Origin of the sequence: Massilia sp. MS-15, from assembly GCF_020176695.1 — a bacterium.
GTDB lineage: Bacteria > Pseudomonadota > Gammaproteobacteria > Burkholderiales > Burkholderiaceae_D > Telluria > Telluria hydrophila.
This window is the reverse complement of record NZ_JAIWIA010000027.1, coordinates 134,283-157,619: the sequence shown is the minus strand read 5'-3', so window position 1 is coordinate 157,619 and position 23,337 is coordinate 134,283. Positions and strand designations below refer to the sequence as shown.

General features: G+C 69.1%; 20 protein-coding genes. 13 read left to right on the top strand and 7 right to left on the bottom strand.

The window, feature by feature from the left end; translation table 11 throughout:
* Window positions 1–172: 172 nt before the first annotated feature.
* The 6 genes from hutU to hutI are packed head-to-tail and all read left to right on the top strand — an operon-like array spanning window position 173 to window position 7,538.
* Entirely contained in the window at window positions 173–1,876 is a 1,704-nt protein-coding gene (gene hutU, locus LCI23_RS11940; protein WP_224946687.1) for a urocanate hydratase, read from the top strand.
* A 19-nt stretch (window positions 1,877–1,895) separates the two neighbouring features.
* Window positions 1,896–3,464: a histidine ammonia-lyase gene (gene hutH, locus LCI23_RS11935; RefSeq protein ID WP_224946686.1), complete on the top strand. Its 1,569-nt coding sequence runs from the start codon at window positions 1,896–1,898 to the stop codon at window positions 3,462–3,464.
* A gap of 28 nt (window positions 3,465–3,492) precedes the next feature.
* Window positions 3,493–4,290, top strand: coding sequence for an N-formylglutamate deformylase (gene hutG / locus LCI23_RS11930; RefSeq protein ID WP_224946685.1), 798 nt, complete (start codon window positions 3,493–3,495; stop codon window positions 4,288–4,290).
* Complete coding sequence (locus LCI23_RS11925; protein WP_224946684.1) at window positions 4,287–5,702, top strand: formimidoylglutamate deiminase; 1,416 nt, start codon at window positions 4,287–4,289, stop codon at window positions 5,700–5,702. Before hutG ends, LCI23_RS11925 begins: the two co-directional genes overlap by 4 nt.
* Window positions 5,699–6,304 (top strand): HutD family protein, encoded by a 606-nt coding sequence (locus tag LCI23_RS11920; protein WP_224946683.1) that lies wholly within the window; start codon window positions 5,699–5,701, stop codon window positions 6,302–6,304. Before LCI23_RS11925 ends, LCI23_RS11920 begins: the two co-directional genes overlap by 4 nt.
* Window positions 6,297–7,538: an imidazolonepropionase gene (hutI, locus tag LCI23_RS11915; RefSeq protein WP_224946682.1), complete on the top strand. Its 1,242-nt coding sequence runs from the start codon at window positions 6,297–6,299 to the stop codon at window positions 7,536–7,538. Before LCI23_RS11920 ends, hutI begins: the two co-directional genes overlap by 8 nt.
* 175 nt (window positions 7,539–7,713) lie before the next feature.
* Here hutI and LCI23_RS11910 read toward each other — a convergent pair whose 3' ends face one another.
* From LCI23_RS11910 to LCI23_RS11895, 4 genes are all read right to left on the bottom strand, one after another.
* Window positions 7,714–8,202 (bottom strand): GNAT family N-acetyltransferase, encoded by a 489-nt coding sequence (locus LCI23_RS11910; RefSeq protein WP_224946681.1) that lies wholly within the window; start codon window positions 8,200–8,202, stop codon window positions 7,714–7,716.
* On the bottom strand, window positions 8,199–9,137 hold the full coding sequence (locus LCI23_RS11905; RefSeq protein WP_224946680.1) for a DMT family transporter: 939 nt from the start codon (window positions 9,135–9,137) through the stop codon (window positions 8,199–8,201). Before LCI23_RS11905 ends, LCI23_RS11910 begins: the two co-directional genes overlap by 4 nt.
* A gap of 85 nt (window positions 9,138–9,222) precedes the next feature.
* Entirely contained in the window at window positions 9,223–9,681 is a 459-nt protein-coding gene (locus LCI23_RS11900) for a DUF962 domain-containing protein (RefSeq protein WP_224946679.1), read from the bottom strand.
* A 42-nt stretch (window positions 9,682–9,723) separates the two neighbouring features.
* The gene (locus tag LCI23_RS11895) at window positions 9,724–10,683 is read right to left on the bottom strand and encodes a LysR family transcriptional regulator (RefSeq protein ID WP_224946678.1); all 960 of its coding nucleotides are present in this window, start codon (window positions 10,681–10,683) and stop codon (window positions 9,724–9,726) included.
* Between the two features lie 131 nt (window positions 10,684–10,814).
* Here LCI23_RS11895 and LCI23_RS11890 point away from each other — a divergent pair, with 131 nt between their 5' ends.
* From LCI23_RS11890 to LCI23_RS11865, 6 genes are all read left to right on the top strand, one after another.
* On the top strand, window positions 10,815–11,051 hold the full coding sequence (locus LCI23_RS11890) for a hypothetical protein (RefSeq protein WP_224946677.1): 237 nt from the start codon (window positions 10,815–10,817) through the stop codon (window positions 11,049–11,051).
* Window positions 11,048–11,902 carry an alpha/beta hydrolase gene (locus LCI23_RS11885; protein ID WP_224946676.1) on the top strand — a complete coding sequence of 285 codons (855 nt, stop codon included), beginning with the start codon at window positions 11,048–11,050 and terminating at the stop codon, window positions 11,900–11,902. Before LCI23_RS11890 ends, LCI23_RS11885 begins: the two co-directional genes overlap by 4 nt.
* Window positions 11,903–12,228: 326 nt before the next feature.
* Complete coding sequence (locus tag LCI23_RS11880; RefSeq protein ID WP_224946675.1) at window positions 12,229–13,419, top strand: efflux RND transporter periplasmic adaptor subunit; 1,191 nt, start codon at window positions 12,229–12,231, stop codon at window positions 13,417–13,419.
* 4 nt (window positions 13,420–13,423) lie between these two features.
* Window positions 13,424–16,609, top strand: coding sequence for an efflux RND transporter permease subunit (locus LCI23_RS11875; RefSeq protein WP_224946674.1), 3,186 nt, complete (start codon window positions 13,424–13,426; stop codon window positions 16,607–16,609).
* A 1-nt stretch (window position 16,610) separates the two neighbouring features.
* Window positions 16,611–18,101 carry an efflux transporter outer membrane subunit gene (locus LCI23_RS11870; protein ID WP_224946673.1) on the top strand — a complete coding sequence of 497 codons (1,491 nt, stop codon included), beginning with the start codon at window positions 16,611–16,613 and terminating at the stop codon, window positions 18,099–18,101.
* Between the two features lie 71 nt (window positions 18,102–18,172).
* On the top strand, window positions 18,173–18,709 hold the full coding sequence (locus tag LCI23_RS11865; protein WP_224946672.1) for a DNA-deoxyinosine glycosylase: 537 nt from the start codon (window positions 18,173–18,175) through the stop codon (window positions 18,707–18,709).
* Between the two features lie 18 nt (window positions 18,710–18,727).
* Here LCI23_RS11865 and LCI23_RS11860 read toward each other — a convergent pair whose 3' ends face one another.
* Window positions 18,728–19,906 (bottom strand): tetratricopeptide repeat protein, encoded by a 1,179-nt coding sequence (locus LCI23_RS11860; RefSeq protein WP_224946671.1) that lies wholly within the window; start codon window positions 19,904–19,906, stop codon window positions 18,728–18,730.
* Between the two features lie 67 nt (window positions 19,907–19,973).
* Entirely contained in the window at window positions 19,974–20,831 is an 858-nt protein-coding gene (locus tag LCI23_RS11855; protein WP_224946670.1) for an HDOD domain-containing protein, read from the bottom strand.
* 157 nt (window positions 20,832–20,988) lie between these two features.
* On the opposite strand from LCI23_RS11855, the gene LCI23_RS11850 reads away from it, so the two are divergent.
* Window positions 20,989–21,567 (top strand): DNA-3-methyladenine glycosylase, encoded by a 579-nt coding sequence (locus LCI23_RS11850; RefSeq protein WP_224946669.1) that lies wholly within the window; start codon window positions 20,989–20,991, stop codon window positions 21,565–21,567.
* Window positions 21,568–21,577: 10 nt separating this feature from the next.
* On the opposite strand, the gene LCI23_RS11845 is transcribed toward LCI23_RS11850, so the two are convergent.
* Entirely contained in the window at window positions 21,578–23,329 is a 1,752-nt protein-coding gene (locus LCI23_RS11845) for a methyl-accepting chemotaxis protein (RefSeq protein WP_224946668.1), read from the bottom strand.
* Between the last annotated feature and the right edge of the window lie 8 nt (window positions 23,330–23,337).

Here is a 23,337-nt window from a genome sequence, read left to right as displayed (position 1 = left end):
GCGAGCTGAGATCACCGTAGGGTGGGCAGGTTTCCTGCCCACGCGTCCGAACAGTGGATGCGTGGGTAGCAAACCCGCCCACCCCACAAAGGCATCCAGGCCATCGAATAAATGGATTGACTTGGTTGTATAGACAACCTAGACTCATCGCAGATTCCAACCAGGAGCCGCCATGAACCCACCGATGCCCATCGATCCCCGCTTCGATCCTTCCCGCGTGATCCGCGCCCCGCGCGGCAGCGAACTGTCCTGCAAGAGCTGGCTCACCGAAGCCGCCTACCGCATGCTCCAGAATAATCTCGACGCCGAGGTGGCGGAAAACCCGCAGGCACTGGTGGTCTATGGCGGCATCGGCCGCGCCGCCCGCGACTGGGCATGCTACGACCAGATCCTGGCTTCGCTGCGCGAACTCGAGGACGACCAGACCCTGCTCATCCAGTCCGGCAAGCCGGTCGGCGTGTTCCGCACCCATGCCGACGCGCCGCGCGTGCTGCTGGCGAACTCGAACCTGGTACCGAAATGGGCCAACTGGGACCACTTCAACGAGCTGGATCGCAAGGGCCTGTTCATGTACGGCCAGATGACCGCCGGCAGCTGGATCTACATCGGCACCCAGGGCATCGTGCAGGGCACCTACGAGACCTTCGCCGAAGCCGGCCGCCAGCACTTCGGTGGCGACATGGCCGGACGCTGGATCCTCACCGCCGGCCTCGGTGGCATGGGCGGCGCCCAGCCGCTGGCCGCCACCTTCGCCGGCGCGGTCTCGCTCAACGTCGAGTGCCAGCAGAGCAGCATCGACTTCCGCCTGCGCACCCGCTACCTCGACAAGCAGGCCAATAGCATCGACGAAGCGCTGGCGATGGTGAAGGAACATACCGCAAAACGCGAAGCCGTCTCCATCGGCCTGCTCGGCAATGCCGCCGACGTGCTGCCGGAACTGGTGCGCCGCGCGCAAGCCGGCGGCCTGGTGCCCGACCTGGTCACCGACCAGACCTCGGCCCACGACCTGATCAACGGTTACCTGCCTGCCGGCTGGACCGTCGAGGAGTGGAAGGCCGCCCAGCAGGACCCGGCCCAGCATGCGCGCCTCAGGAGCGCGGCGGCGGCTTCCTGCGCCGTGCATGTGCGCGCCATCCTCGACTTCAAGGCCATGGGGTCCTACGCCGTCGACTACGGCAACAACATCCGCCAGGTGGCCAAGGACGAGGGCGTGGCGAACGCGTTCGACTTCCCGGGTTTTGTTCCGGCCTACATTCGTCCGCAGTTCTGCGAAGGCCGCGGCCCGTTCCGCTGGGTGGCGCTGTCGGGCGACCCGGAAGACATCCATAAAACCGACGAGAAAATCAAGGAGCTGTTCCCGCAGCACGCGCGGGTGCACCGCTGGCTCGACATGGCGCGCAGCAGGATCGCTTTCCAGGGCCTGCCGGCGCGCATCTGCTGGCTGGGACTGGGCGAACGCCACCTGGCCGGCCTGGCCTTCAACGAGATGGTGCGCACGGGCGAGCTGAAAGCGCCGATCGTGATCGGCCGCGACCACCTCGACACCGGCTCGGTGGCCAGCCCGAACCGCGAAACCGAAGCCATGCGCGACGGCACCGACGCGGTGTCCGACTGGCCGCTGCTGAACGCCCTGCTGAACACGGCCGGCGGCGCCACCTGGGTCTCGCTGCACCATGGCGGCGGCGTGGGCATGGGCTATTCCCAGCATTCCGGCGTGGTGATCGTGGCCGACGGCAGCGACGCCGCGGCGAAGCGCCTGGCGCGCGTGCTGGTCAACGACAGCGGCTCGGGCGTGATGCGCCATGCCGATGCCGGCTACGACAGCGCCATCGAAACGGCCAAGCGCAACGGCCTGATTCTCCCGATGATCAAGTGATACCAAGGCAGCATTCGACATGAACGACTCGCACCACCACCACCTCACCCTGCAACCCGGCGCGCTCCAGCTGGCCGACCTGCGCGCCGTCTGGGCCGCCCACGTGCCGCTGCGCCTCGTCCCGGACGCCTGGGAGCCCGTCAAGGCCTCCTGCGCGCTGGTCGAGACCATCACGGCCAAGGGCGACCCGGCCTATGGCATCAACACCGGCTTCGGCATCCTGGCCAAGGCCCACATCCCGAACGACCAGCTGGCGGCGCTGCAGCGCAACCTGATCCTGTCGCACGCGGTGGGCACCGGTGAACTCATCGCCGACAACATCGTGCGCCTGATCGTGCTGACCAAGATCGGCAGCCTGGCGCGCGGCTACTCGGGCGTGCGGCCCCTGATCATCGAGACCCTGATCGCCCTGTACAACGCGGGCATCATGCCGGCCATCCCGAGCCAGGGCTCGGTGGGCGCCTCGGGCGACCTGGCGCCGCTGGCCCACATGACCCTGGCCATGCTGGGCGTGGGACCGGTGCGTTACCAGGGCGAACTGGTCGAGGCCAGTGCCGCCCTGGCCGCCGCCGGCATCGAACCGGTCACCCTGGCCGCCAAGGAAGGCCTGGCCCTGATCAACGGCACGCAAGTGTCGACCGCGCTGGCCCTGCACGGCCTGTTCATGGCCGAGCGCCTGCTCGAGGCGGGCATGGTGGCGGGGGCGCTGTCGGTGGACGCCGCGCGCGGCAGCGACGCGCCTTTCGACGCCCGCATCCACGCGGTGCGCGGCCAGCCGGGCCAGATCGCCGCGGCCGGCATCTACCGCGAGCTGGTGCGGGGCAGCGCGATCCGCGCCTCGCACCTGGTGGGCGACGAGCGCGTGCAGGACCCGTACAGCCTGCGCTGCCAGCCGCAGGTGATGGGCGCCGCGATGGACCTGATCGCGAATGCCGGCCGCACCCTCCTGATCGAGGCGAATGCCGTCACCGACAACCCGCTGCTGTTCCCGGGGGCGCCGGATGACGCCGCGTCCGGCGTCATCCTCTCGGGCGGCAACTTCCACGCCGAGCCGGTGGCCTTTGCGGCCGACACCCTGGCCCTGGCCATCGCCGAGATCGGCGCGCTGTCCGAGCGCCGCATCGCGCTGCTGATCGACGCCAACCTGTCCGGCCTTCCCGCCTTCCTGGTGAAGGAGCCGGGCCTGAACTCGGGCTTCATGATCGCCCACGTCACGGCCGCCGCGCTGGCCTCGGAAAACAAGTCGCTGGCCCATCCGGCCAGCGTCGACAGCCTGCCGACCTCGGCCAATCAGGAAGACCACGTCAGCATGGCCACCTTCGCGGCGCGCCGTCTCGGCCAGATGGCGCACAATACCTCGGTCATCCTGGGCATCGAGCTGCTGGCGGCGGCGCAGGGCATCGAATTCCACCGCCCCCTGCGCAGTTCCGAGCACCTCGAGCACGTGCACGCCCAGCTGCGCGGGCGGGTGGCGCCGTATGACGCGGACCGCTTCTTCGCGCCCGACATCGAGGCCGCGCGCGTGATGGTGGTGAACGGCGAGCTGTCCGCATCAATCAAGGAACTGTTCACCGTACTGCACCCTTAAGCATCGTACTTACCTATCAGGAGAGGCAATGGATTTCCGGTTCAAGGCAGGCAGGCTCCCCATGCTCGTGTCGATGCCGCACGCGGGCACCGACATCCCGGACGAGGTGGCAAGCGCGATGGCGCCCTGCGCGCGCGCGCGCGCCGACACCGACTGGCACCTGCCCGAACTGTACGGTTTTCTGGAAGAGATGGGGGTGTCCACCATCTCGGCGCGCTGGTCGCGCTACCTGATCGACCTGAACCGCCCGCCGGAGAACACCAACCTGTACCCGGGCATGGACACCACCGGCCTGTGCCCGGTCGACACCTTCGGCCGCGAGCGCCTCTACCTGCCGGGCCGGGCGCCTGACGAAGCGGAAGTGCGGCGCCGCCTGGAGCGCTACTGGATGCCCTACCACGCGCAGCTGCGTGCCGAGCTGGCGCGACTGAAGGCCGAATTCGGCCGCGTCGTGCTGTGGGATGCCCATTCCATCGCATCGCGCGTGCCGCGCTTCTTCGAGGGGCGCCTGCCCGACCTGAACTTCGGCACCGCCGACGGCAAGTCGTGCGCGCCGGGGCTGGAACAGGCGGTGGTGGGCGTGGCGCGCGCCCAGGACCGTTTCAGCATCGCCGTCAACGGCCGCTTCAAGGGCGGCCACATCACGCGCCACTACGGCCAGCCGGGCCAGGGCGTGCATGCGATCCAGCTCGAGATGTGCCAGTGCCTGTACATGAACGAGGCGGCGCCCTTCGACTACCGCCCGGAGGTGGCGGCCGAGGTGCAGCCGCTGCTGGCGGACATGAGCGCCGCCGCGGTGGCGTGGGTACGCGGGGAGCGCGCATGAGAGCCCTGTTCGCACGCCATGCACTGCTGCCGCAGGGCTGGCAGCGGGACGTGCTGCTCGAGTGGGACGTCCATGGCGACCTGACCCGGGTCGCGCCCCAGGCCGCCCCGCCGCTGGGCGTGGCGCGCGCCGACTACGTCCTGCCGGGCATGGTCAACCTGCATTCGCACGCCTTCCAGCGCGCCCTCGGCGGCCTGACCGAGCGCGCCGCGGATGATCCGGCCCGTGGTCCGGACAGCTTCTGGACCTGGCGCGACCTGATGTACCGCTTCGCCGCGCGCATCACTCCGGAACAGATCGAAGCCATCGCGTCCCAGCTGTTCGCCGAGTGCCTGCGCCACGGCTATACGGCCCTGTGCGAATTCCACTACCTGCAGCGCGGTCCCGACGGCAACAGCTACGCCCGCCCGGCCGAAACCGCCGAGCGCATCGCGGCGGCCGGCCAGGCCACCGGCATGGGCCTGACCCTGCTGCCGGTGCTGTACAGCCACGCCGGCTTCGGCGAACAGCCGCTGCGGCCGGAGCAGCGCCGCTTCCGGACCGGCGTCGACGACGTGCTCGGCATCGTCGAGGCGCTGCAGCCGCTGCGCGGGCCGCAGCTCGAGGTGGGCGCCGCGCCGCACTCGCTGCGCGCGGCCAGCATCGACCAGGTGCGCGCGCTGGCGGCCGCGATGCCGCCCGGCCGGCCCTTGCACATCCACATCGCCGAGCAGCAGCCCGAGGTCGAGCAGAGCCTCGCGTTCTGCGGCCGGCGCCCGGTCGAGTACCTGATGGAACAGCTTGCCGTCGACACACGCTGGTGCCTGGTGCACGCGACCCACCTGAGCGAGCGTGAAGTCGAGGCGCTCGCGCGCAGCGGCGCCGTGGCCGGCCTGTGCCCGAGCACCGAGGCCAACCTGGGCGACGGCCTGTTCCCGCTGCAGCCCTATCTCGAGGCGGGCGGACGCTTCGGCATCGGCAGCGACAGCCACGTGTCGCACAGCCCGGTCGAGGAACTGCGCTGGCTCGAATATGGCCAGCGCCTGCTGCACCAGCGCCGCAACATCGCGGTGGGGCCGGTGGGCAGCGGCCAGCGCGACGTCGGCCAGTACCTGTGGCAGGCCGCGCTGCGCGGCGGCGCGCAGGCGGCCGGACGCAGGCTGGGGGCGCTGGCCGAAGGCATGCGCGCCGACCTCCTGGTGCTGGACGGGGCCCATCCGAACCTGGACGGGGTAGCGGAGGCGGATGTCCTCGGCCGCTTCCTGTTCTGCGGGAACGACAACCTGGTGCGCGACGTGCTGTGCGGCGGACGCTGGGTGGTGCAGGGCGGCCGCCACGTGGCGCAGGATGCGATCGCGCAGCGCTACCGCCAGGCCATGAGTGAATTGCGTGAATTGCGCGAATTGCGCGAACCTAGCGAGGTAGGCCAATGACCGTACTGATCCCGTTTGCAGGACTGTCGCCGGTACCATGGAAGAACGGCGGCGGCAGCACGACCGAAATTGCGATCGGCCCGCAGGATGCCGGTTTCGAGGACTTCGACTGGCGCGTCAGCCTGGCCACCATCGAGAAGGATGGTGCGTTCTCGCTGTTCCCCGGCGTGGACCGCACCCTGGCCCTGGTCGAGGGCCACGGCATGCTGCTCGAGATCGACGGCGAGCCGGCCATGGTGACCGAGGCCGAGCCGGTGGTGGCCTTCGACGGCAGTTCGACCGTGCTGGCAAAGCTCAGCCGCGGCGGCAGCACCGACTTCAACGCCATGACGCGCAGCGAGGTCTGCTACCACACCTTCGGCCGCCGCCGCCTGGAGGGCGACGCCACGTTCGTGGCGCGCGCCGACGTGACCGTGCTGTTCCTGGCCCAGGGCGACACCCTGGAACTGAGCAACGAGCAGGAGCGCATCGGCCTGGTGCGCTACGACGCGGTGATACTCGAGGCGGGCTCGGTGTGGCAGCTGGAAGCGGGGCAGGGCATGGTCTACATCGTGGACATCTGGTACCACGCGGACGAGGACGAGCAAGCCGCCTATGAGTGAGACGGCCGACCTGCTGTTCACCAACCTGCGCCTGGCCACGATGGCGCCCGGTGCCGCCGATGGCTACGGTGCGCTGGAAGACGCCGCGCTGGCCGTGCGCGCCGGCCGTATCGCCTGGCTCGGCGCGCGCCGCGAGGCGCCGCCGGCACGCGCCGAGCATGATTGCGGCGGCGCCTGGATGACCCCGGGCCTGGTCGACTGCCATACCCACATCGTCCATGCCGGCAACCGCAGCGATGAATGGGAAGCGCGCCTGAACGGCGCCAGCTACGAAGACATCGCGCGCGCGGGCGGCGGCATCATGTCCACCGTGCGCGCCACCCGCGCGGCGAGCGTGGAAAGCCTGCTGGCGCAAAGCCTGCCGCGCGTGGCGCGGCTGCTGGGCGAGGGCGTGACCACGCTCGAGATCAAGTCCGGCTACGGCCTGGCCTTCGAGGCCGAGGCGCGCATGCTGCGCGCGGCGCGCGCGGTGGCCGATCACCTGCCGGTGCGGGTGCTGACCACCTTCCTCGGCGCCCACGCGCTGCCGCCGGAATTCGCCGGCCGCCCCGACGACTATGTGACCGAACTGTGCGAGCGCATGCTGCCGCGCCTGGCCGCCGAAGGCCTGGTCGATGCGGTGGATGCCTTCTGCGAGCGGATCGGCTTCACCCACGACCAGACCGAGCGTGTGTTCCAGGCCGCGCGCGGGCTCGGGCTGCCGGTCAAGCTGCATGCCGAACAGCTGTCGGACCAGGGCGGCGCCGCGCTGGCGGCGCGCTATGGCGGCCTGTCGGCCGACCACCTCGAATACCTGGGCCAGGCCGGCATCGCCGCGATGGCGCGCGCCGGCACGGTGGCGGTGCTGCTGCCGGGCGCCTACTACTTCCTGCGCGAGAAGACCGAACCGCCGGTCGCCGCGCTGCGCGCCGCCGGGGTGCCGATGGCGGTGGCCACCGACTGCAATCCCGGCACGTCGCCCATGACCTCGCTGCTGCTGGCGATGAACATGGCCTGCACCCTGTGGCGTTTGACCCCGCAGGAAGCGCTGGCCGGCGCGACGGTCCACGCCGCGCGCGCGCTCGGCCTGCATGGCGAGATCGGCACGCTGGAAGTCGGGAAGCGGGCCGACCTGGCCCTGTGGGACATTGCGCGCCCGGCCGACCTGGCCTACGCCATGGGCTCCAATCCCTGCCGCACGGTGGTCAATGGTGGCATCGTGCGTGCGGCATCCTGTATCAAGTCATTTCCTTGACGTTTATCAAGTCACGAAATCCTGGCTGGGGAATGATCGCCTTAATGGATCGTTAAGGATCGGCCCGTATAGTGCAAATGAGTGCTTCACCTTCTCCCCTCCCCATTGCCAAAATGGGTTCGCCCACGGCGCCTCGCGGCCCGTGGGTTTTTCTTTGTGCGGCGCTTGCGCCGGTTCAGGCCGGGCGTTCGGCCAGCGCGCGCAGCCCGTCGCCAGTGACGCGGCAGATGCGCCAGTCGGGCAAGACCTCGGCACCCATCTGCTGGTAGAAGCCGATCGCCGGCGCGTTCCAGTCCAGCACCGACCATTCGAAGCGGCCGCAGTTGCGCTCGACGGCGATCTGGGCCAGGCGGGTCAGCATCCGCGTGCCGTAGCCCTTGCCACGGTGCGACTGGCGCACATACAGGTCTTCCAGGTACAGGCCCTTCCTGGTGAGGAAGGTCGAGAAGTTATGGAAGAACAGGGCGAAGCAGACCACCTCGCCGTCCTCCTCGCCCACGATGGCCTCGCACGAGGGGTGCGCGCCAAACAGGCCTTCGTGCAGCAGCGCTTCGGTGGCCACCACCAGGTGTTCGAGTTTTTCAAACACGGCCAGCTCCACGATCATGGCGTGGATGGGGGCGATATCGTGCGGCTGGGCGGGGCGGATCGAGAAAGTGGTCATGGTGTTTCGAGTGGATTGTTCAAGGTAACGGATTGCACGGGTTTGGCCGCCGGCGCGCGCAGGGCCCAGGCCACGCTGGCCAGGCACAGCACCATGCCGGCGAATTCGATGGCGCCGGGGCGGTAGCCTTCGAGCTTGATCGACAGCAGCACCGACAGCACCGGCGTGATGACGCCGATATACACGGTCTTCTGGGCGCCGATGCGCCCGATCAGGGTGAAGTAGGCGAAGAAGGCGATCACCGAGCCGAAGATCGACAGGTAGACCAGGCCGGCCCAGTAGGTCGGGCTGGACGGCAGCACGAAGCGGTCGCCGTGCGCCAGCGACCAGATGGTCACCATACAAGCGCCCCACAGCATCGACCAGGCCATGGTCAGCGGCAGGTTCTCGCACTGTTCCTTCACCTTGCTGACCACGATGCTGCCGGCCGAACTGGCGAGGGTGGCCGCCAGCGCCAGCACCACGCCGGCGATGAAGGCGGGACTGCCGCCGGCCTGGAAGTCGTGCCAGGCGCTGCCGATCGAATGCCAGAACAGCAGCGCCACGCCGGCGATCGCCACCACGCCGCAAGCCACCGTACGGCGGCCGATGGCGGTGCCGAAGAACAGGCTGCTCAGCAGTGGGGTCCAGAACACCATTAGCGCGAACACCACCGCTACCAGGCCCGAGACCACGTACTGTTCGGACTGATAGGTACACAGGTAGGAGATGCAGAAGGTGAGCAGGCCCTGCAGCGCCATCCAGCCGTGGGTGCGCAGCGGCAGGCGCAGGCGGTCGCGCCGCAGCAGGCAGATGACGAACAGCGTGGCCGCGGCCAGGAAGAAGCGGTAGGCCACCGAGACGGCGGGCGGCACTTCGCCCAGCTGCAGGGTGATGGCGAAGAAAGTCGAACCCCAGATCAGGGACGCGACGGTGAACAGGAAGGAAGAGGGCATCGCGCGAGTATACGTGTTCGCGTGTATTCGTGCAGCCCGCTGCTGATCGTTTTCGTCGCGTGGACGGGTTCCCGCCCACGCGACGTCAGTAAGCGAGATTCAGCCGGCGATACAGGAAGGACAGCACGAACAGCGGCCCAATGAGCAGGAAGCGCAGGTCTTCGAAGAAGGACGGCTTCTTCCCTTCGATCTTGTGCCCGATGAACTGCCCGATCCAGGCCACCACGAAGACCGCGATCGACACCGGCAGCACGGTCATGGGCGGCATCAGCGCCAGGAGGCCCAGCATCAGGGCGCTCATCACGCCCATGCCGAGCGCGAACTGGCGCGACAGCCTAGCGTAGTAGTAGAGCGAAGCGAGCGTGACCGCCACCGCCAGTGCCGGGTGGATCGCCCACAGCAGGCCGAGCAGGCTGAGGACGATCAGCGGGATGCACACGAAGTGGATGATCTCGTTGGTGTGGTTGCGGTGGCTCTCGGCGTAGCGCGCCAGCAGGGCGTCGATGGCGCGTGCGCGCTGGTGGAATTCCGGGCTGTGGTCCATGGCGGTCTCCGGTGGCTCAGGATCGGGCGAAGTGCAGCGATTCTACACCGCCTGCGCCGCCGTTTGCGCGGCGTGCGCCAGCGGCCGGGGCGCCTGCAGGCGCAGGTGCGGATGATTGGCGAACAGCTCGGAAATCCACTCCACGAACACGCGCACCTTGGCCGACAGGTGGCGGTTCTGCGGATAGACCACATGCACCGGCAGCGGGTCCATGCGCCATTCCGGCAGCACCGGCACGATGCGGCCGGCCGCGATGTGCCCGGCCAGCAGGTAGTCCGTCATCATGATGATGCCCAGTCCGGCCAGCCCGGCGTGCACGTAGGCGTTCGAATCGTTGAGCGCGATCTGGCCGGCCAGGGCGACCTCGATGCGCTCGCCGTCGCGGGTGAAGTCCCACTTGGCGATCTTGCCGGTCCGGGCCGAGAAGTAGTTCACGCAGCGGTGGCGCTCCAGGTCGCGCGGATGCTGGGGCATCCCGTAGCGCGCGATGTAGTCCGGCGAGGCGCAGGTCACGAAGTTGATCACGCCGATGCGGCGCGCGATCAGGTTCGGATCCACCAGCTCGCCGCCGCGCACCGCGCAGTCCACGCCTTCCTCGACCAGGTCGACCGGGCGGTCGGTGCTGCCCAGCTCCAGCGTGATGTCGGGATAGCGCTCGAAGAAGCCGGGCAGGGCTGGCACCAGGATCTCCGAGGACAGCCCGGTCGGCGTGTCCACCCGCAGCCGGCCGCTGGGGCTCAGGCGGTGGCGCGACAGCGATTCCTCGGCGTCGCGCACGTCGGACAGGATCTGCACGCAGCGCTCGTAGTAGGCGGCGCCGTCGGAGGTGATCATCACCTGGCGCGTGGTCCGGTGCAGCAGCTTGACCGCCAGCGCCGACTCGAGCGACTGGATCAGCGTCGAGACCGTGGCCTTGGGCAGGTCGAGCATCTCGGCTGCCCGCGTGAAGCTGCCGCAGTCGACGACCTGGATGAACACCTCCATGGCCTGCAGCTTGTTCATAAGGATCTCCTGGTTTGGCTGATTGTTCAGGGTTCTGAACAATCAATTCGTTATTGACATCTTTATCTGATTGTAGTTGAAGACTATAGTGTGTGCATCGCAACAAAAAGTGAAAACACACGGAGCCGGACATGAGCATGCGGGATGGAATCTATACCACGGTGGCTGTTGCCCTGAGCGGTGTCGCACTGGCGGGCCTGCTGGGCACTGACGCCTACTCGCAGGCTGCCAGCGCCGAGGCGCGCGGCCTGCAGGCGCTCTCGCTGCAGATCGAGGCGCAACCGGTGCTGGATTGCCGCGCATGCCTCTCCGGCGAGGACGACACGGACCGCCGCCTGGCCGCGGCCGGCACGGGAGCAGGGCGATGAGCGCGGTGCTGGAACGCGCGCCCGCCACGGCGGCAGCCGGCAGCGCCGACGTGAACGTGCGCGAACTGGAAGTCGCCGGCGCCCAGGGCGCCCTGGCCGCGCGCCTGTATTCGGCCGGCACGCCGGTCCGGCGCGACACCCTGGTGGTGTTCTTCCATGGCGGCGGCTTTGTGTCCGGCGACCTGCAGGAAGCGGACGAATTCCTGCGTCACCTGGCCCTGTGCAGCCAGGAGCGCGCCGTGCTGGCCTCGAACTACACGCTGGCGACGGTGAGCCCCTTCCCGGCCGCGGTCGAAGACGCGCACGCCGTGCTGCTGTGGACCACGAAGAACAAGGCGAAGCTGGGCTGGTCCGGCAAGCGCCTGGTGGTGATGGGCATCGAGGCCGGCGCCAACCTGGCCGCCGTCTGCGCCCTGATGGCGCGCGACCGCGCCGCGCCGAAGCTGGCCGGCCAAATCCTGGTCATGCCGATGCTCGACCCCGGCCTCTCGACCTGCTCGATGCGCCAGATGAACGATTGTCCGGACCGCGAAAAAGTCACCAGCAGCTGCGCCGAGGCCTACCGCGGCTACCTGCCGCATGCCGCCGACCGCGCCCATCCCTACGCCTCGCCGCTGCGCTCGACACGCCTGAAGAACCTGCCGCCCTGCCTGATCCTGTCCACCGAAGACGACCCATTGTGCGACGAGGCCGAACAATACGGTGCGAAGCTGATCGGCGCCGGGGTACCCACCACGGTGCGGCGCATGCCGCCGGCGCCCCTGGTGGAACCGGGTGGACGCAACGAATGTGCATGCAAGGTGCACGCGCTGGCGGAGATTGCCAGCTTCCTTGCGGGACTGGAGCGCTGAGCGCCCGGTAACCCAGCCTGCTTCCTGGACACCGCCGTGCCACGCGCACGGAGGGAGGCCCCGTTTTTCCCAAAAACCGTCGCTACGGCGACGTGAGGGATGTTCCACGAAAGAGGTGAGCCATGCACCGAGCACTTGCCGACCGCCGCCAGCGCTGTTGACCGCTACCCGCGTACCGCGCTGAGCGGCGCCTGAATTCCACGTCACCCGCCAGCCACGCCCTCCGCGCGTGGACGGGTCCCCTTTTGCCTCTCTCCGGCTCCTGCCCGGCGGCGACAGGGATCGTTTTGTCTCTTCAGTTTGTACACACATAAGAAAGGTTGATCATGATTAAGCAACTACACAGGATGGGCAGTCTCACGACACTCGCCGGCCTGCTCGCCGCCGCCGGCCTGGCCGGTACGGTGCTTGCCGGCTGCGCCGACGCCAACAGCCAGGCCGGCGCCGCCGCACCGCCGCCGCCGCCGGTATCGGCCGCGCTGGTGATCGAGAAGCCGGTCGCCGAGACCCAGGAATTCTCGGGCCGCCTGGAAGCGGTGGAGGTGGTCGAGATCCGGCCGCGCGTGAGCGGCTACATCACCGCCGTCCATTTCCGCCCTGGTGCCGACGTGAAGAAGGGCGCGCTGCTGTTCACGATCGACCCGCGCCCCTACCAGGCCGAAGCCGACCGTGCCGGCGCCGCCGCCGGCGCGGCCCGCGCCCGCGCCGACCTGGCGCGCCTGGAACTGCAGCGCGCCGAACGCCTGCTGGAAGACAAGGCCATCGCCCAGCGCGAGTTCGACGAAAAGGCGGCCGCCCACAAGGAACTCGAGGCCAGCGCCCGCGCCGCCCAGGCCCAGCACGAGGCGGCGCGCCTGAACCTGGCCTATACCCGCGTCACCGCGCCGATCGATGGCCGCGTCTCGAAGGCCGAGATCACCCTCGGCAACCTGGTCGACGCCAGCGCCGTGCTCACCTCGGTGGTCTCGCTGGACCGCATCTACGCCAGCTTCGACGGCGACGAACAGACCTACCTGCGCGTCGGCGCCCGGCGCGACCGGGACGCGGTGGTGAAGGTGGGCCTGGTCAACGAAGAAGGCTTCCCGCATGCAGGCAAGCTCGAATTCGTCGACAACCAGCTCGATGCCCGCACCGGCAGCGTGCGCATGCGCGCCGTACTGGCCAATCCGGAGCGCGCGCTGGCGCCCGGCCTGTTCGTCCGCGTGCAGGTGGGCAGCGGCGTGGCCGAGCCGCGCATCGTGATCAACGACCGCGCCGTGGGCACCGACCAGAGCCGCAAGTTCGTGGTGGTGGTCGGCAGCGACGGCAAGGCCGAGTACCGCCCGGTCCAGCTTGGCCCGGTGGTGGACGGCATGCGCGTGGTGCGCTCGGGCCTGAAAGCCGGCGAGAAGATCGTCGTGGGCGGCCTGCAGCGGGTGCGTCCCGGCGCGCCGGTCACGCCGCAGATCGTACCGATGGATGCCGCGCTTGCCGCCCGGGATGGCGCGACGCTGGCCCTGCATGCCGCCAAGGAGTAAGCACATGAACTTCTCCCGCTTCTTCGTCGACAAGCCGATCTTCGCGGTCGTGCTGTCGGTGCTTGTCTTTGTCGCCGGCCTGATCGCGATCTTCCAGCTGCCCGTGTCCGAGTACCCCGAGGTGGTGCCGCCGTCGGTGGTGGTGCGCGCCCAGTACCCGGGCGCCAACCCCAAGGTGATCGCCGAAACCGTGGCCGCGCCGCTGGAAGAGCAGATCAACGGCATCGAGGACATGCTCTACATGAGCTCCCAGAACACCTCGGACGGCGCCCTGGCCCTGACCTTGACCTTCGCGATCGGCACCGACATCGACCGCGCCGAGAGCCAGGTGCAGAACCGGGTGCAGCGCGCGCTGCCGCGCCTGCCGGAGGAGGTGCGCCAGATCGGCGTCACCACCGTCAAGAGTTCGCCGAACCTGACCATGGTGGTGCACCTGAATTCCCCCAGCGGCCGCTACGACGACCTGTACCTGCGCAACTACGCGGTGCTCAACATCAAGGACCAGCTGGCGCGCCTGGATGGCATGGGCGAGGTCCAGCTGTTCGGCTCGGGCGACTACGCGATGCGGGTCTGGCTCGATCCGCAGAAGGTGGCGGCGCGCAGCCTGACCGCTGGCGACGTCGTCAGCGCCATCCGCGAGCAGAACGTGCAGGTCGCGGCCGGCGTGGTCGGCCAGGGACCGAGCAGGGAAGCCGAGTTCCAGCTGACCGTCAACACCCAGGGCCGCCTGTCCAGCGTCGAGGAATTCGGCGACATCGTGGTCAAGGCCGGCGAGGATGGCGCGGTCACGCGCCTGAAGGATGTGGCGCGCCTCGAGATGGGTTCCAGCTCCTACGCGCTGCGCTCGCTGCTCAACAACAAGCCGGCGGTGGCGATCCCTATTTTCGAAGCGCCGAACGCCAACGCGCTGCAGCTGTCCCAGGATGTACGCGCCACGATGGAAACCTTGTCGAAAGACTTTCCGGAAGGCGTCGAGTACAGCATCGTGTACGATCCGACCCAGTTCGTGCGCGAGTCGATCGACTCCGTCATCAAGACCTTGCTGGAAGCCGTGGTGCTGGTGGCCCTGGTCGTGATCGTTTTCCTGCAGACCTGGCGCGCCTCGATCATCCCGCTGCTGGCGGTGCCGGTGTCGGTGGTCGGCACCTTCGCCGTGATGCTGATGTTCGGCTTCTCGATCAATACCCTGTCGCTGTTCGGGCTGGTGCTGGCGATCGGCATCGTGGTCGACGACGCCATCGTGGTGGTGGAAAACGTCGAGCGCAACATCGGCAACGGCCTGTCGCCGCATGACGCCACCATCCAGGCCATGAAGGAAGTCTCGGGCCCGATCATCGCGATCGCCCTGGTGCTGTGCGCCGTGTTCGTGCCGATCGCCTTTGTCTCGGGCCTGACCGGGCAGTTCTACCGCCAGTTCGCGCTCACCATCGCGATCTCGACCGTGATCTCGGCCTTTGTTTCGCTGACCCTTGCCCCGGCCATGTCGGCCGCACTCCTGAAAGCACACGACGCTCCGAAGGACCGCCTGACACGCGCCATGGACCGGGTGCTGGGCCGCTTCTTCGCCGCCTTCAACCGCTTCTTCGGCCGCGCCTCGCACCGCTACGAAGGCGGCGTGCGGACCGTCCTGCGCCGCAAGAGCGCGACGCTGGGCGTCTACCTGGTGCTGGGCATCGCCGCGGTGTTCATGTTCAAGGTGGTGCCGCCGGGCTTCGTGCCGGCCCAGGACAAGGGCTACCTGATCGGCTTCGCCCAGCTGCCGGACGCCGCCTCGCTCGACCGCACCGATGAAGTGATCCGCAAGATGTCGGCCATCGCCAGGGAGATCCCGGGGGTGGAATCCTCGATCGCCTTCCCGGGCCTGTCGATCAACGGCTTTACCAATGCGCCGAACGCCGGCATCGTGTTCACCGGCCTGAAGCCCTTCAGCGAACGCAAGGGTCAACCCGGGCAGACGGCCGAGGCCATCGCCGCGGAGATCAACCGGCGCATGGGCGCGGTGGAGGATGCCTTCGTGATGGTGCTGCCGCCACCGCCGGTGAACGGCCTGGGCACCACCGGCGGCTTCAAGCTGATGCTGGAAGACCGCGGCAATCTCGGCTACGACGAACTGTACAAGGCCACGCAGGCGCTGCAGGCCAAGGCCTGGGGCACGCCGCAGCTGGCGGGCGTGTTCTCGAGCTACCAGATCAACGTGCCGCAGCTGTTCGCGGACGTCGACCGGGTCAAGGCCAAGCAGCTCGGCGTGCCGCTGGCCACCATTTACCAGACCCTGCAGGTGAACCTGGGCTCGCTGTACGTGAACGATTTCAACCAGTTTGGCCGCACCTACCAGGTGCGGGTACAGGCCGATGCCCAGTTCCGCTCGCAGCCCGAGCAGATCGCCCAGCTGAAGGTGCGCAACGACAGGGGCGAGATGATCCCGCTGTCCTCGCTGATGCGGCTGAAGGACAGCTATGGCCCGGACCGCGTCCAGCGCTACAACAACTACGTGGCGGCCGACATCAACGGCGGTGCGGCGCCGGGGGTGTCGTCCGGCCAGGCCCGGGCCATCATGGAGGGGCTGGCCAGGGAAACCCTGCCGAAGGGGATCGCCTACGAATGGACCGAGCTGACCTACCAGGAGCTCCTGGCCGGTAACACCATGGTCTACGTGTTCCCGCTGTGCGTGCTGCTGGTGTTCCTGGTGCTGGCCGCCCAGTACGAGAGCTGGACCCTGCCGCTGGCGGTGATCCTGATCGTGCCGATGTCGATCCTGTGCGCGCTGGCGGGCGTCAGGCTGACCGGCGGCGACAACAACATCTTCACCCAGATCGCCCTGTTCGTGCTGGTGGGCCTGGCCTCCAAGAACGCGATCCTGATCGTGGAATTCGCGCGCGAGCTGGAAGACCACGGCCGCAGCGTGTTCGAGGCCGCGCTGGAAGCATCGCGCCTGCGCCTGCGTCCGATCCTGATGACCTCGATCGCCTTCATCATGGGTGTGGTGCCGCTGGTGTTCTCGAGCGGCGCCGGCGCCGAGATGCGCCATGCGATGGGTGTCGCCGTGTTCGCCGGCATGCTGGGCGTGACTTTCTTCGGCCTGTTCCTGACGCCGCTGTTCTACGTCCTGCTGCGCACGCTCGGCAAGCGTTTCGAGAAAAAAGCGCCGGTAGCGAAAGCGCCGGTCCTGGACCTGGAAGGAGTGCATTGAGATGAACAGCATGATCGCAAGGGGCGTGGCCCCGCTGCTGGCCGCCCTGCTGCTGACGGCCTGCGCCACGCCGGAGTTCCGGCAGCCGGCCATCGAGATGCCGGCGGCATTCCGCGAGTCGCAGCTGCCCACCGAACTGGATGGCAGCGAGGCATCGCGCTGGAAGCCTGCACAGCCGGCCGGGCAGCAGCCGCGCGGCCAGTGGTGGCTGGCCTTCGGGGATCCGGCGCTCACTGCCCTGATCGAGGAAGCGGGCGCCAACAACGCCAAGCTGGCGGTGGCGGCCAGCCGCGTCAGGCAGGCGAGGGCGATCGCCGGCATCGCCGCCAGCGAGCGCGCGCCGCAGGTCGGCCTCGGCATTGGTGCCCAGCGGGCCCGCCCCGCGGCCCTGGAAAGCGGCATGCAGCAAGGCGCCCCGGTCCAGCCGCTAACGCGCTACACGGCGAGCCTCAGCGCCAGCTACGAGGTGGACCTGTTCGGCCGCGTGGCGGCGAACGTGTCGGCGGCCCGCAGCGATGCGGCGACGATCGAGGCCAACTACCGCTCGGTGCTGCTGGCCTTGCAGGCGGACGTGGCCCAGACCTGGTTCCGCCTGCGCGCCCTCGACGCCGAACTGGAAACGGTGGAGCGCACCGTGCGCCTGCGCGAGGAATCGGTGGCGGTGACGCAGCGCCGCTTCGACCTGGGCGACATCGGTGAATTCGACCTGTCGCGTGCCCGCACCGAACTGGCGACGGCCCGCGCCGAAGCGCTCGGCCTGCAGCGCCAGCGCGCCAGCGCCGAGCATGCGCTGGCGGTCCTGCTGGGCAAGCCGGCGTCCAGCTACGTGGCCGGCAACAGCCCGCTCCCGGCGGCGACGGCGCTGCCCGCGATTCCGGCCGGCCTGCCATCGTCGCTGCTGGAGCGCCGTCCCGACATCCATGCCGCCCAGCGCGCGATGGAAGCGGAGAACGCCCGCATCGGCGTGGCGCGCGGCGCCATGTTCCCGTCGCTGAACATCAGTGCGGCCGGGGGCGGCGTCGGCGGCGCCGTGTCGGAAGTGTTCAGGTGGAGCAGCCGTTCCTGGGTGCTGGGCCTGCTGGGAACGATGCCGCTGATCGACGGTGGGCGCAACCGCGCCAATGTGGAACGCAGCGAAGGGGCGCTGGAAGAGTCGGTGGGCGCCTACCGCCAGAGCGTGCTCGCGGCCTTTGCCGAGGTCGAGGACAACCTGGCCGGCCTGCGCATCCTGTCCGGCCAGGCCGGGCAGATCGAGGCGGCGCGGCTGGCGGCGCAGCGTTCGGCCAGCCTGGCGCAAAAGCTGTATGACGCGGGCCGCTCCAGCTACCTGGAACTGCTCGATGCGCAGCGCAACCTGGCGGCCGTCGAACGCAGCGCGGTGCAGCTGCGCGGTGAGCGGGCGCTGGCGACGGTGGCCCTGGTCCGGGCGCTGGGCGGGGGCTGGGACCCGGCGCCCGATGCCGGCCCCGGCCCCGGCCTGGCCCAGCGCTGATACCGGTTCTGTCCTTGGCGGCGGGTGCAGCCGTGCCCGCCGCCTTTTTTCGTGGCCGCTACAATCGTGGCATGGCGACTTCCAGCTCCTCCCCCATCCTGACCGGCCTGGCCCCGGTCCTCGCGCCGGACACGCGCGTGCTCGTCCTTGGCAGCTTCCCTGGCGCGGCCTCGCTCGCGGCGGGGCGCTACTATGCGCACCCGCGCAACCAGTTCTGGCCGCTCATCTCGGCGGTGCTCAAGGAAGACCTGGCCAGCCTGCCCTACGAAGAACGCCTGCCGCGCCTGCTGGCGCACGGCTGTGGCCTGTGGGATGTGCTGGCCGGCTGCGAGCGCGAGGGCAGCCTCGACTCCGCCATCCGCAAGCCGGCCGCCAACGACTTCGACCGCCTGCGCAGCCTGTGTCCGGCGCTGGCGACGGTGGGCTTCAATGGCCAGGCCGCGGGCAAGTTCGCCGCGCAGTTCGCGGCGGCCGGCTACCGCACCCTGGTGCTGCCATCGAGTTCGCCCGCGCACATGGCGCTGGGCTTCGCGCAGAAGCTTGCGGTGTGGCGTCGGCTGGCCGAGCCGCGGGAGGAACATCCTGCGGCGCAGGCGGCCCTGTTCTAGGGCTGGGCCGGCGTCAGCTCAGCGGATCATGGTGCCGGTGGCCGCGCCTACCCGGCGCAGATGCGCCAGCTTGGCCGAATAGACCTGCCGCGTTTCCTGGCGCGTGCTGGTGTCGACCGCCTTGGCGATCTGCTCGCGCGCGTGCTTGAGGTCGCCCAGGCGCAGGTGAGCCACCCCGAGCCAGAAGCGGAACTCGTCGTTGTAGGGCGCGCGCCTGACTTCGCGTTCGAGCAGCTCGCGCGCCTTGCCATAGTCGCCCTCGCGCAGCGCCACCATGCCCTTGTCGAAATGGTAGTAGGGCGGGAAGGGCTCGATGCTGGCGATGCGCTGCGCCAGCGCCTGCGCTTCCTGCTGCTTGCCGAGCGTGGCCAGCACCGGCTGCAGGTTGCGCATCACCGTCATGTTTTCCGGCTCGCGCTCGAGCGCGGCGCGGAAGGTCTGCTCGGCCAGGGCCAGGTCGCCGTGGCGCTGGTAGATCACGGCCAGGGTGTTCAGGGCCGGCACCATGCCGGGGCGCTGCGCCACGGCCGCGCGCGCCCACCAGTAGGCGTCGTCGAGGCGCTCCTGCACCAGCATCTCGGCCGCGCGGTTGTTCAGGTAGAGCGCGACGATGTCCTGCTCGTCCAGCTCGCGCGCGCGGATGCGCGCGGCTTCGTCCTGCGGGATGAAGTCGACCAGCAGCATGTCGTCCTGGTCGGTGCTGCGCAAGCCGCTCTCGCGCCGGCTGCCCAGGCTGATGTTGACGTGCGCGCTCGCCATGTACAGGCCGGCCGTGCGGCTCCAGGTGCTGTCCACGTCCACGCTGCGAAAGCGCACCGGCATCCCGAGTTCCTTGGCAAAGGCCGCCGTCATGATCACCAGCGACAGGCAGTTGCCGGAACGGTCGGCGAAGGTCTCGGCGGCGGTGCGGGTGCGCGAGGATTCGTATTCGAGCTTCAGGTCGGTCTTGCTGTACAGCGCGTTGACCAGGCCGTGGCGCTGGCCCTGCTGGCGCAGCTGGCGCGTAAACGCCGCGCTGTCCAGGTAGGCGCGCATGGCGGGACTCAGGGTGAACAGGTCGTCGGCGCCGATCTTTTCGGACGGCGGCGCGAAGCGCGCATCGGCGAACAGGGGCGGCGGGGCGGCGGGGGGCTGCACGCTGGCGCAGCCGCCAAGCAGTGACAGGGACAGGGACAGCAGGACGGCGATGCGCTTCATGATTCACTCCAGGGGCGTACTTACAGGCGGCAGTATCCGCCTGTGCCGGAGCGATGTCAAAGCGGCGTCATTCCTCGTGCAACGCCTCCGCCAGCTCGTCCAGCAGTTCGGCCGTCTCGTCGTCGGACAGCCCGAGGTAGGCGCAGGCGGCGGCGCCGCCCTTGTTCCACTCGAGCGATTCGGCATGGCCCTGGTAGCGGCACAGCGCGTGTTCCGCCAGCAGCGAGAGCGCGACCAGCGAGCGCACCGCGCCGGACGTGGCTTCGTCGCCCAGCACCCCGACGTCGTGGTGGTGCAGGATGGCCCAGCCGACATCGCCCGACAGGCCCCAGTTGCGCGCCAGCAGGCAGCCGACCGCGGCGTGGCTGGTCTGGTGGCGCTCTTCTTCCAGCGCGGTGAACGGGCGCTCGGCCTCGAGCGAGGCGGCGGCGTAGGTGGCCGCGTAGTCGGCGAAGCGCTCGATCAGGAGCGGCACGCCGGTATCGCAGAACAGGCCGAAGGTATGGACCACGTCCGGCTCGCCGATGCGCAGGCGGCGCGCCAGGAATACCATGGCCTGGGCGCGGCGGGTCGAGGTGTCCCAGAAGCTGGCCAGCGAGGCGCTGTTGGCGGGAATCGCCTGGCGCGCCAGCAGGCCGGTCATCATGGCCGCCACCTGGTTGATGCCGAGAAACAGGATCGCCTGCTCGATCGACTTGGCCTTGCGCCGGCCGCCGTAGATCGACGAATTGGCCAGCTTGAGCAGCGCGCCGGACATGCCGACGTCGCTCGCCACGATTCTGCCGATCGCGTCGGGCGACGGGTCTTCCGATGCCAGTTCGCGCTGCATGTCGGCCAGCAGGCTCGGACGCGGCGGAATGCGGATCGACTTGATCAGGGCGTCGACCTGGTCGAACTGGGGAAGGGGATCGGCGACGGTATTCATGGGCGCGGAACTGGGTGGCGTCGAAAAGAGCGTCCCACTATACCCGAGGCATCTCGATATTGCATCAAAGCAATGAAAAAGGGATGACACTCTATTCATCTTATGTGTCAATTTCACCAAAGCGACACCGGTTCAGGCGACACGCTAGAATCCGCGCATGGCCATTTCGACAATATCGACCATCGCGGGAATCGATTTCACCCAGCCGGCGGAGCTGGTCGCGCGCCAGCTGATCGGGGTGACGGTGCTGGTCGACGGCGTCGGCGGGCGCATCGTCGAAACCGAAGCCTACGATCGCGAGGACCCCGCCTCGCACGCCTTTTCCGGTCCCACCGAGCGCAATGCGTCGATGTTCGGACCGCCCGCCCATGCCTATGTTTACCGTTCCTACGGCATCCACTGGTGCCTGAACTTCGTCTGCCGGGAGGAAGGGCATGGCGCCGGGGTCCTGATCCGCGCGCTCGAGCCGGTGGCCGGGCTGGACCTGATGCGCCAGCGCCGCGATGCCGACGACGCGTGGCTGCTGTGTTCCGGTCCCGGCAAGCTGTGCCAGGCCCTGGGCGTGACCCGGGCCCTGAACGGCATGGCGCTGGCGCTGCCCCCTTTCGCCCTGCTGCCGGCCGCGCCCGGGCTGGACGTGGTGGCCGGGCCGCGCATCGGGATCTCGAAGGCGGTCGACGTGCCCTGGCGCTTCGGGCTGGCCGGCTCGCGCTTCGTCAGCCGGCCGTTCCGCTAGCTGTGAAGTTCTAGCCTCGCGCCGGCCGGCCCGCGGGCCTGGCGCCGCTGCCGCGCCCCGCGGGGACCGGCAGCGTCGCCACCGCACGCGCGCGCATCGGGCTGGCCGCGGCGCGCCGTTCCGGCAGGCCGTGGAAGCCGTCTTCGTGCGCCTCCGCCTGCGCCGCTTCTTCATCTTCCTCTTCCTCGTCCGTCTGCGCGGACGCTGCGGCGTCGCCATCGAACTTGAAGATCGACACCGCCTTGGCCAGGTTGACGGTCTGCTCGTGCAGGCTTTCGGCGGCCGCCGCGGCCTGTTCCACCAGCGCCGCGTTCTGCTGGGTCATGCCGTCCATCTGCCCGATCGCCATGTTCACTTCCACGATGCCGTTGGCCTGCTCGGTGCTGGCGATGCTGATGCGGCCGATGATGTCGTTTACCTGGCGCACCGAGGCGACGATGTCGTCCATGCTGGCGCCGGCCTCGCTCACCGAGGCGCTGCCGTCCTCGATGATCTTGGCCGAGTCGGCGATCAGGGCCTTGATCTCGCGCGCCGCCGCCGCCGAGCGCTGCGCCAGCGTGCGCACTTCGGCCGCCACCACCGCGAAGCCGCGACCCTGCTCGCCGGCGCGTGCCGCTTCCACCGCGGCGTTCAGGGCCAGCAGGTTGGTCTGGAACGAGATGCCGTCGATGACGCCGGTGATCTCGACGATCTTGCGCGAGCTGGCCTTGATCGAATCCATGGTGGCCACCGCGCGCCCGACCGCCTGGCCGCCGTTCGCGGCCAGCTGCGCCGCCTCGGCCGCCAGGCTGGAGGCCAGCTTCGCGTTGTCGGCATTGCCCTTCACGGCGGTGGTCAGCTCTTCCATCGTGCTGGCGGTCTGCTCGAGCGAGCCGGCCTGCATCTCGGTGCGGGTAGACAGGTCCAGGTTGCCGCTGGCGATTTCCTGCGAGGCGGTGTCGATCGAGTGCACCGCGCCCATGATGCTGCGCAGGGCGCCATCCAGGCGGCCGATCGAGTGGTCGAGCGCGCGCGCGGTGTCGGCGATTTCGTCGCGCCTGGCCGGCGGCGTGCCGGCGCGGCGCAGGCGCCCTTCGGCCAGCTCGTTCACCACCTGGGCGATGGCGCGGATGTCGGCCAGCATCGCGCGCCGCACCAGCATCGTCACCACCAGTGACAATGCGATCGACAGCAGCACCAGCCCGGCCATGCTGATGCCGAGCAGGCGGAACTCGGCCTTGGCGGCGGCATGGGCTTCCACGCTCAGCTTCTTTTCCAGGCTGGCCAGGCGCTGCAGCTCGCTATCGAGCGCGACGAACTGCTTCTCGGCCTTCTGCATCGAATTGGTGGCGATCGACTGGTCGACCTGGGCCAGCTCGATGGTTTCGCCGACCAGCTTGCGGTAGGCCGCCAGCGCCGTCAGCGAGGCCTCGATCGTGGCGCGCTCGGCAGGTTCGGCCAGGCTGGCCAGTTCGCCCAGCCGGGTGTGGATGCCGGCGTGCTTGCGGTTGATGTCGGCGGTGAGGGTGGCCAGGCGGCTGGCGGCGAAGCTGCCGTTGACCCAGGCCAGCAACTGGTAGATGTTGGCGTGCGCGAAGCGCGCCTCGCCCGCCACGTCGGCCACCGCCTGCAGGCGCGCGGCGCGTACCTGCACCATGTGTTCCAGCGAGGCGTTCTGGCGCACCATGCCGTAGTAGGCGGCCGCCGACAGCAGCGTCAGCAGGGCCAGCACGAGGCCGGGCGCCAGCAGGAGTTTGGGGCCGATCCGCAGTTTGTTCAGCATCGTTGACT

What these genes read in the sequence shown, in the direction of transcription:
- LCI23_RS11910 (WP_224946681.1), bottom strand. Translation starts at nt 8,202, where the DNA reads ATGACCACTTTCTCGATCCGCCCCGCCCAGCCGCACGATATCGCCCCC.
- hutG (WP_224946685.1), top strand. Translation starts at nt 3,493, where the DNA reads ATGGATTTCCGGTTCAAGGCAGGCAGGCTCCCCATGCTCGTGTCGATG.
- LCI23_RS11860 (WP_224946671.1), bottom strand. Translation starts at nt 19,906, where the DNA reads ATGAAGCGCATCGCCGTCCTGCTGTCCCTGTCCCTGTCACTGCTTGGC.
- hutH (WP_224946686.1), top strand. Translation starts at nt 1,896, where the DNA reads ATGAACGACTCGCACCACCACCACCTCACCCTGCAACCCGGCGCGCTC.
- LCI23_RS11920 (WP_224946683.1), top strand. Translation starts at nt 5,699, where the DNA reads ATGACCGTACTGATCCCGTTTGCAGGACTGTCGCCGGTACCATGGAAG.
- LCI23_RS11890 (WP_224946677.1), top strand. Translation starts at nt 10,815, where the DNA reads ATGAGCATGCGGGATGGAATCTATACCACGGTGGCTGTTGCCCTGAGC.
- LCI23_RS11880 (WP_224946675.1), top strand. Translation starts at nt 12,229, where the DNA reads ATGATTAAGCAACTACACAGGATGGGCAGTCTCACGACACTCGCCGGC.
- LCI23_RS11905 (WP_224946680.1), bottom strand. Translation starts at nt 9,137, where the DNA reads ATGCCCTCTTCCTTCCTGTTCACCGTCGCGTCCCTGATCTGGGGTTCG.
- hutU (WP_224946687.1), top strand. Translation starts at nt 173, where the DNA reads ATGAACCCACCGATGCCCATCGATCCCCGCTTCGATCCTTCCCGCGTG.
- LCI23_RS11865 (WP_224946672.1), top strand. Translation starts at nt 18,173, where the DNA reads ATGGCGACTTCCAGCTCCTCCCCCATCCTGACCGGCCTGGCCCCGGTC.
- LCI23_RS11845 (WP_224946668.1), bottom strand. Translation starts at nt 23,329, where the DNA reads ATGCTGAACAAACTGCGGATCGGCCCCAAACTCCTGCTGGCGCCCGGC.
- LCI23_RS11870 (WP_224946673.1), top strand. Translation starts at nt 16,611, where the DNA reads ATGAACAGCATGATCGCAAGGGGCGTGGCCCCGCTGCTGGCCGCCCTG.
- LCI23_RS11855 (WP_224946670.1), bottom strand. Translation starts at nt 20,831, where the DNA reads ATGAATACCGTCGCCGATCCCCTTCCCCAGTTCGACCAGGTCGACGCC.
- LCI23_RS11925 (WP_224946684.1), top strand. Translation starts at nt 4,287, where the DNA reads ATGAGAGCCCTGTTCGCACGCCATGCACTGCTGCCGCAGGGCTGGCAG.
- LCI23_RS11850 (WP_224946669.1), top strand. Translation starts at nt 20,989, where the DNA reads ATGGCCATTTCGACAATATCGACCATCGCGGGAATCGATTTCACCCAG.
- hutI (WP_224946682.1), top strand. Translation starts at nt 6,297, where the DNA reads ATGAGTGAGACGGCCGACCTGCTGTTCACCAACCTGCGCCTGGCCACG.
- LCI23_RS11900 (WP_224946679.1), bottom strand. Translation starts at nt 9,681, where the DNA reads ATGGACCACAGCCCGGAATTCCACCAGCGCGCACGCGCCATCGACGCC.
- LCI23_RS11875 (WP_224946674.1), top strand. Translation starts at nt 13,424, where the DNA reads ATGAACTTCTCCCGCTTCTTCGTCGACAAGCCGATCTTCGCGGTCGTG.
- LCI23_RS11885 (WP_224946676.1), top strand. Translation starts at nt 11,048, where the DNA reads ATGAGCGCGGTGCTGGAACGCGCGCCCGCCACGGCGGCAGCCGGCAGC.
- LCI23_RS11895 (WP_224946678.1), bottom strand. Translation starts at nt 10,683, where the DNA reads ATGAACAAGCTGCAGGCCATGGAGGTGTTCATCCAGGTCGTCGACTGC.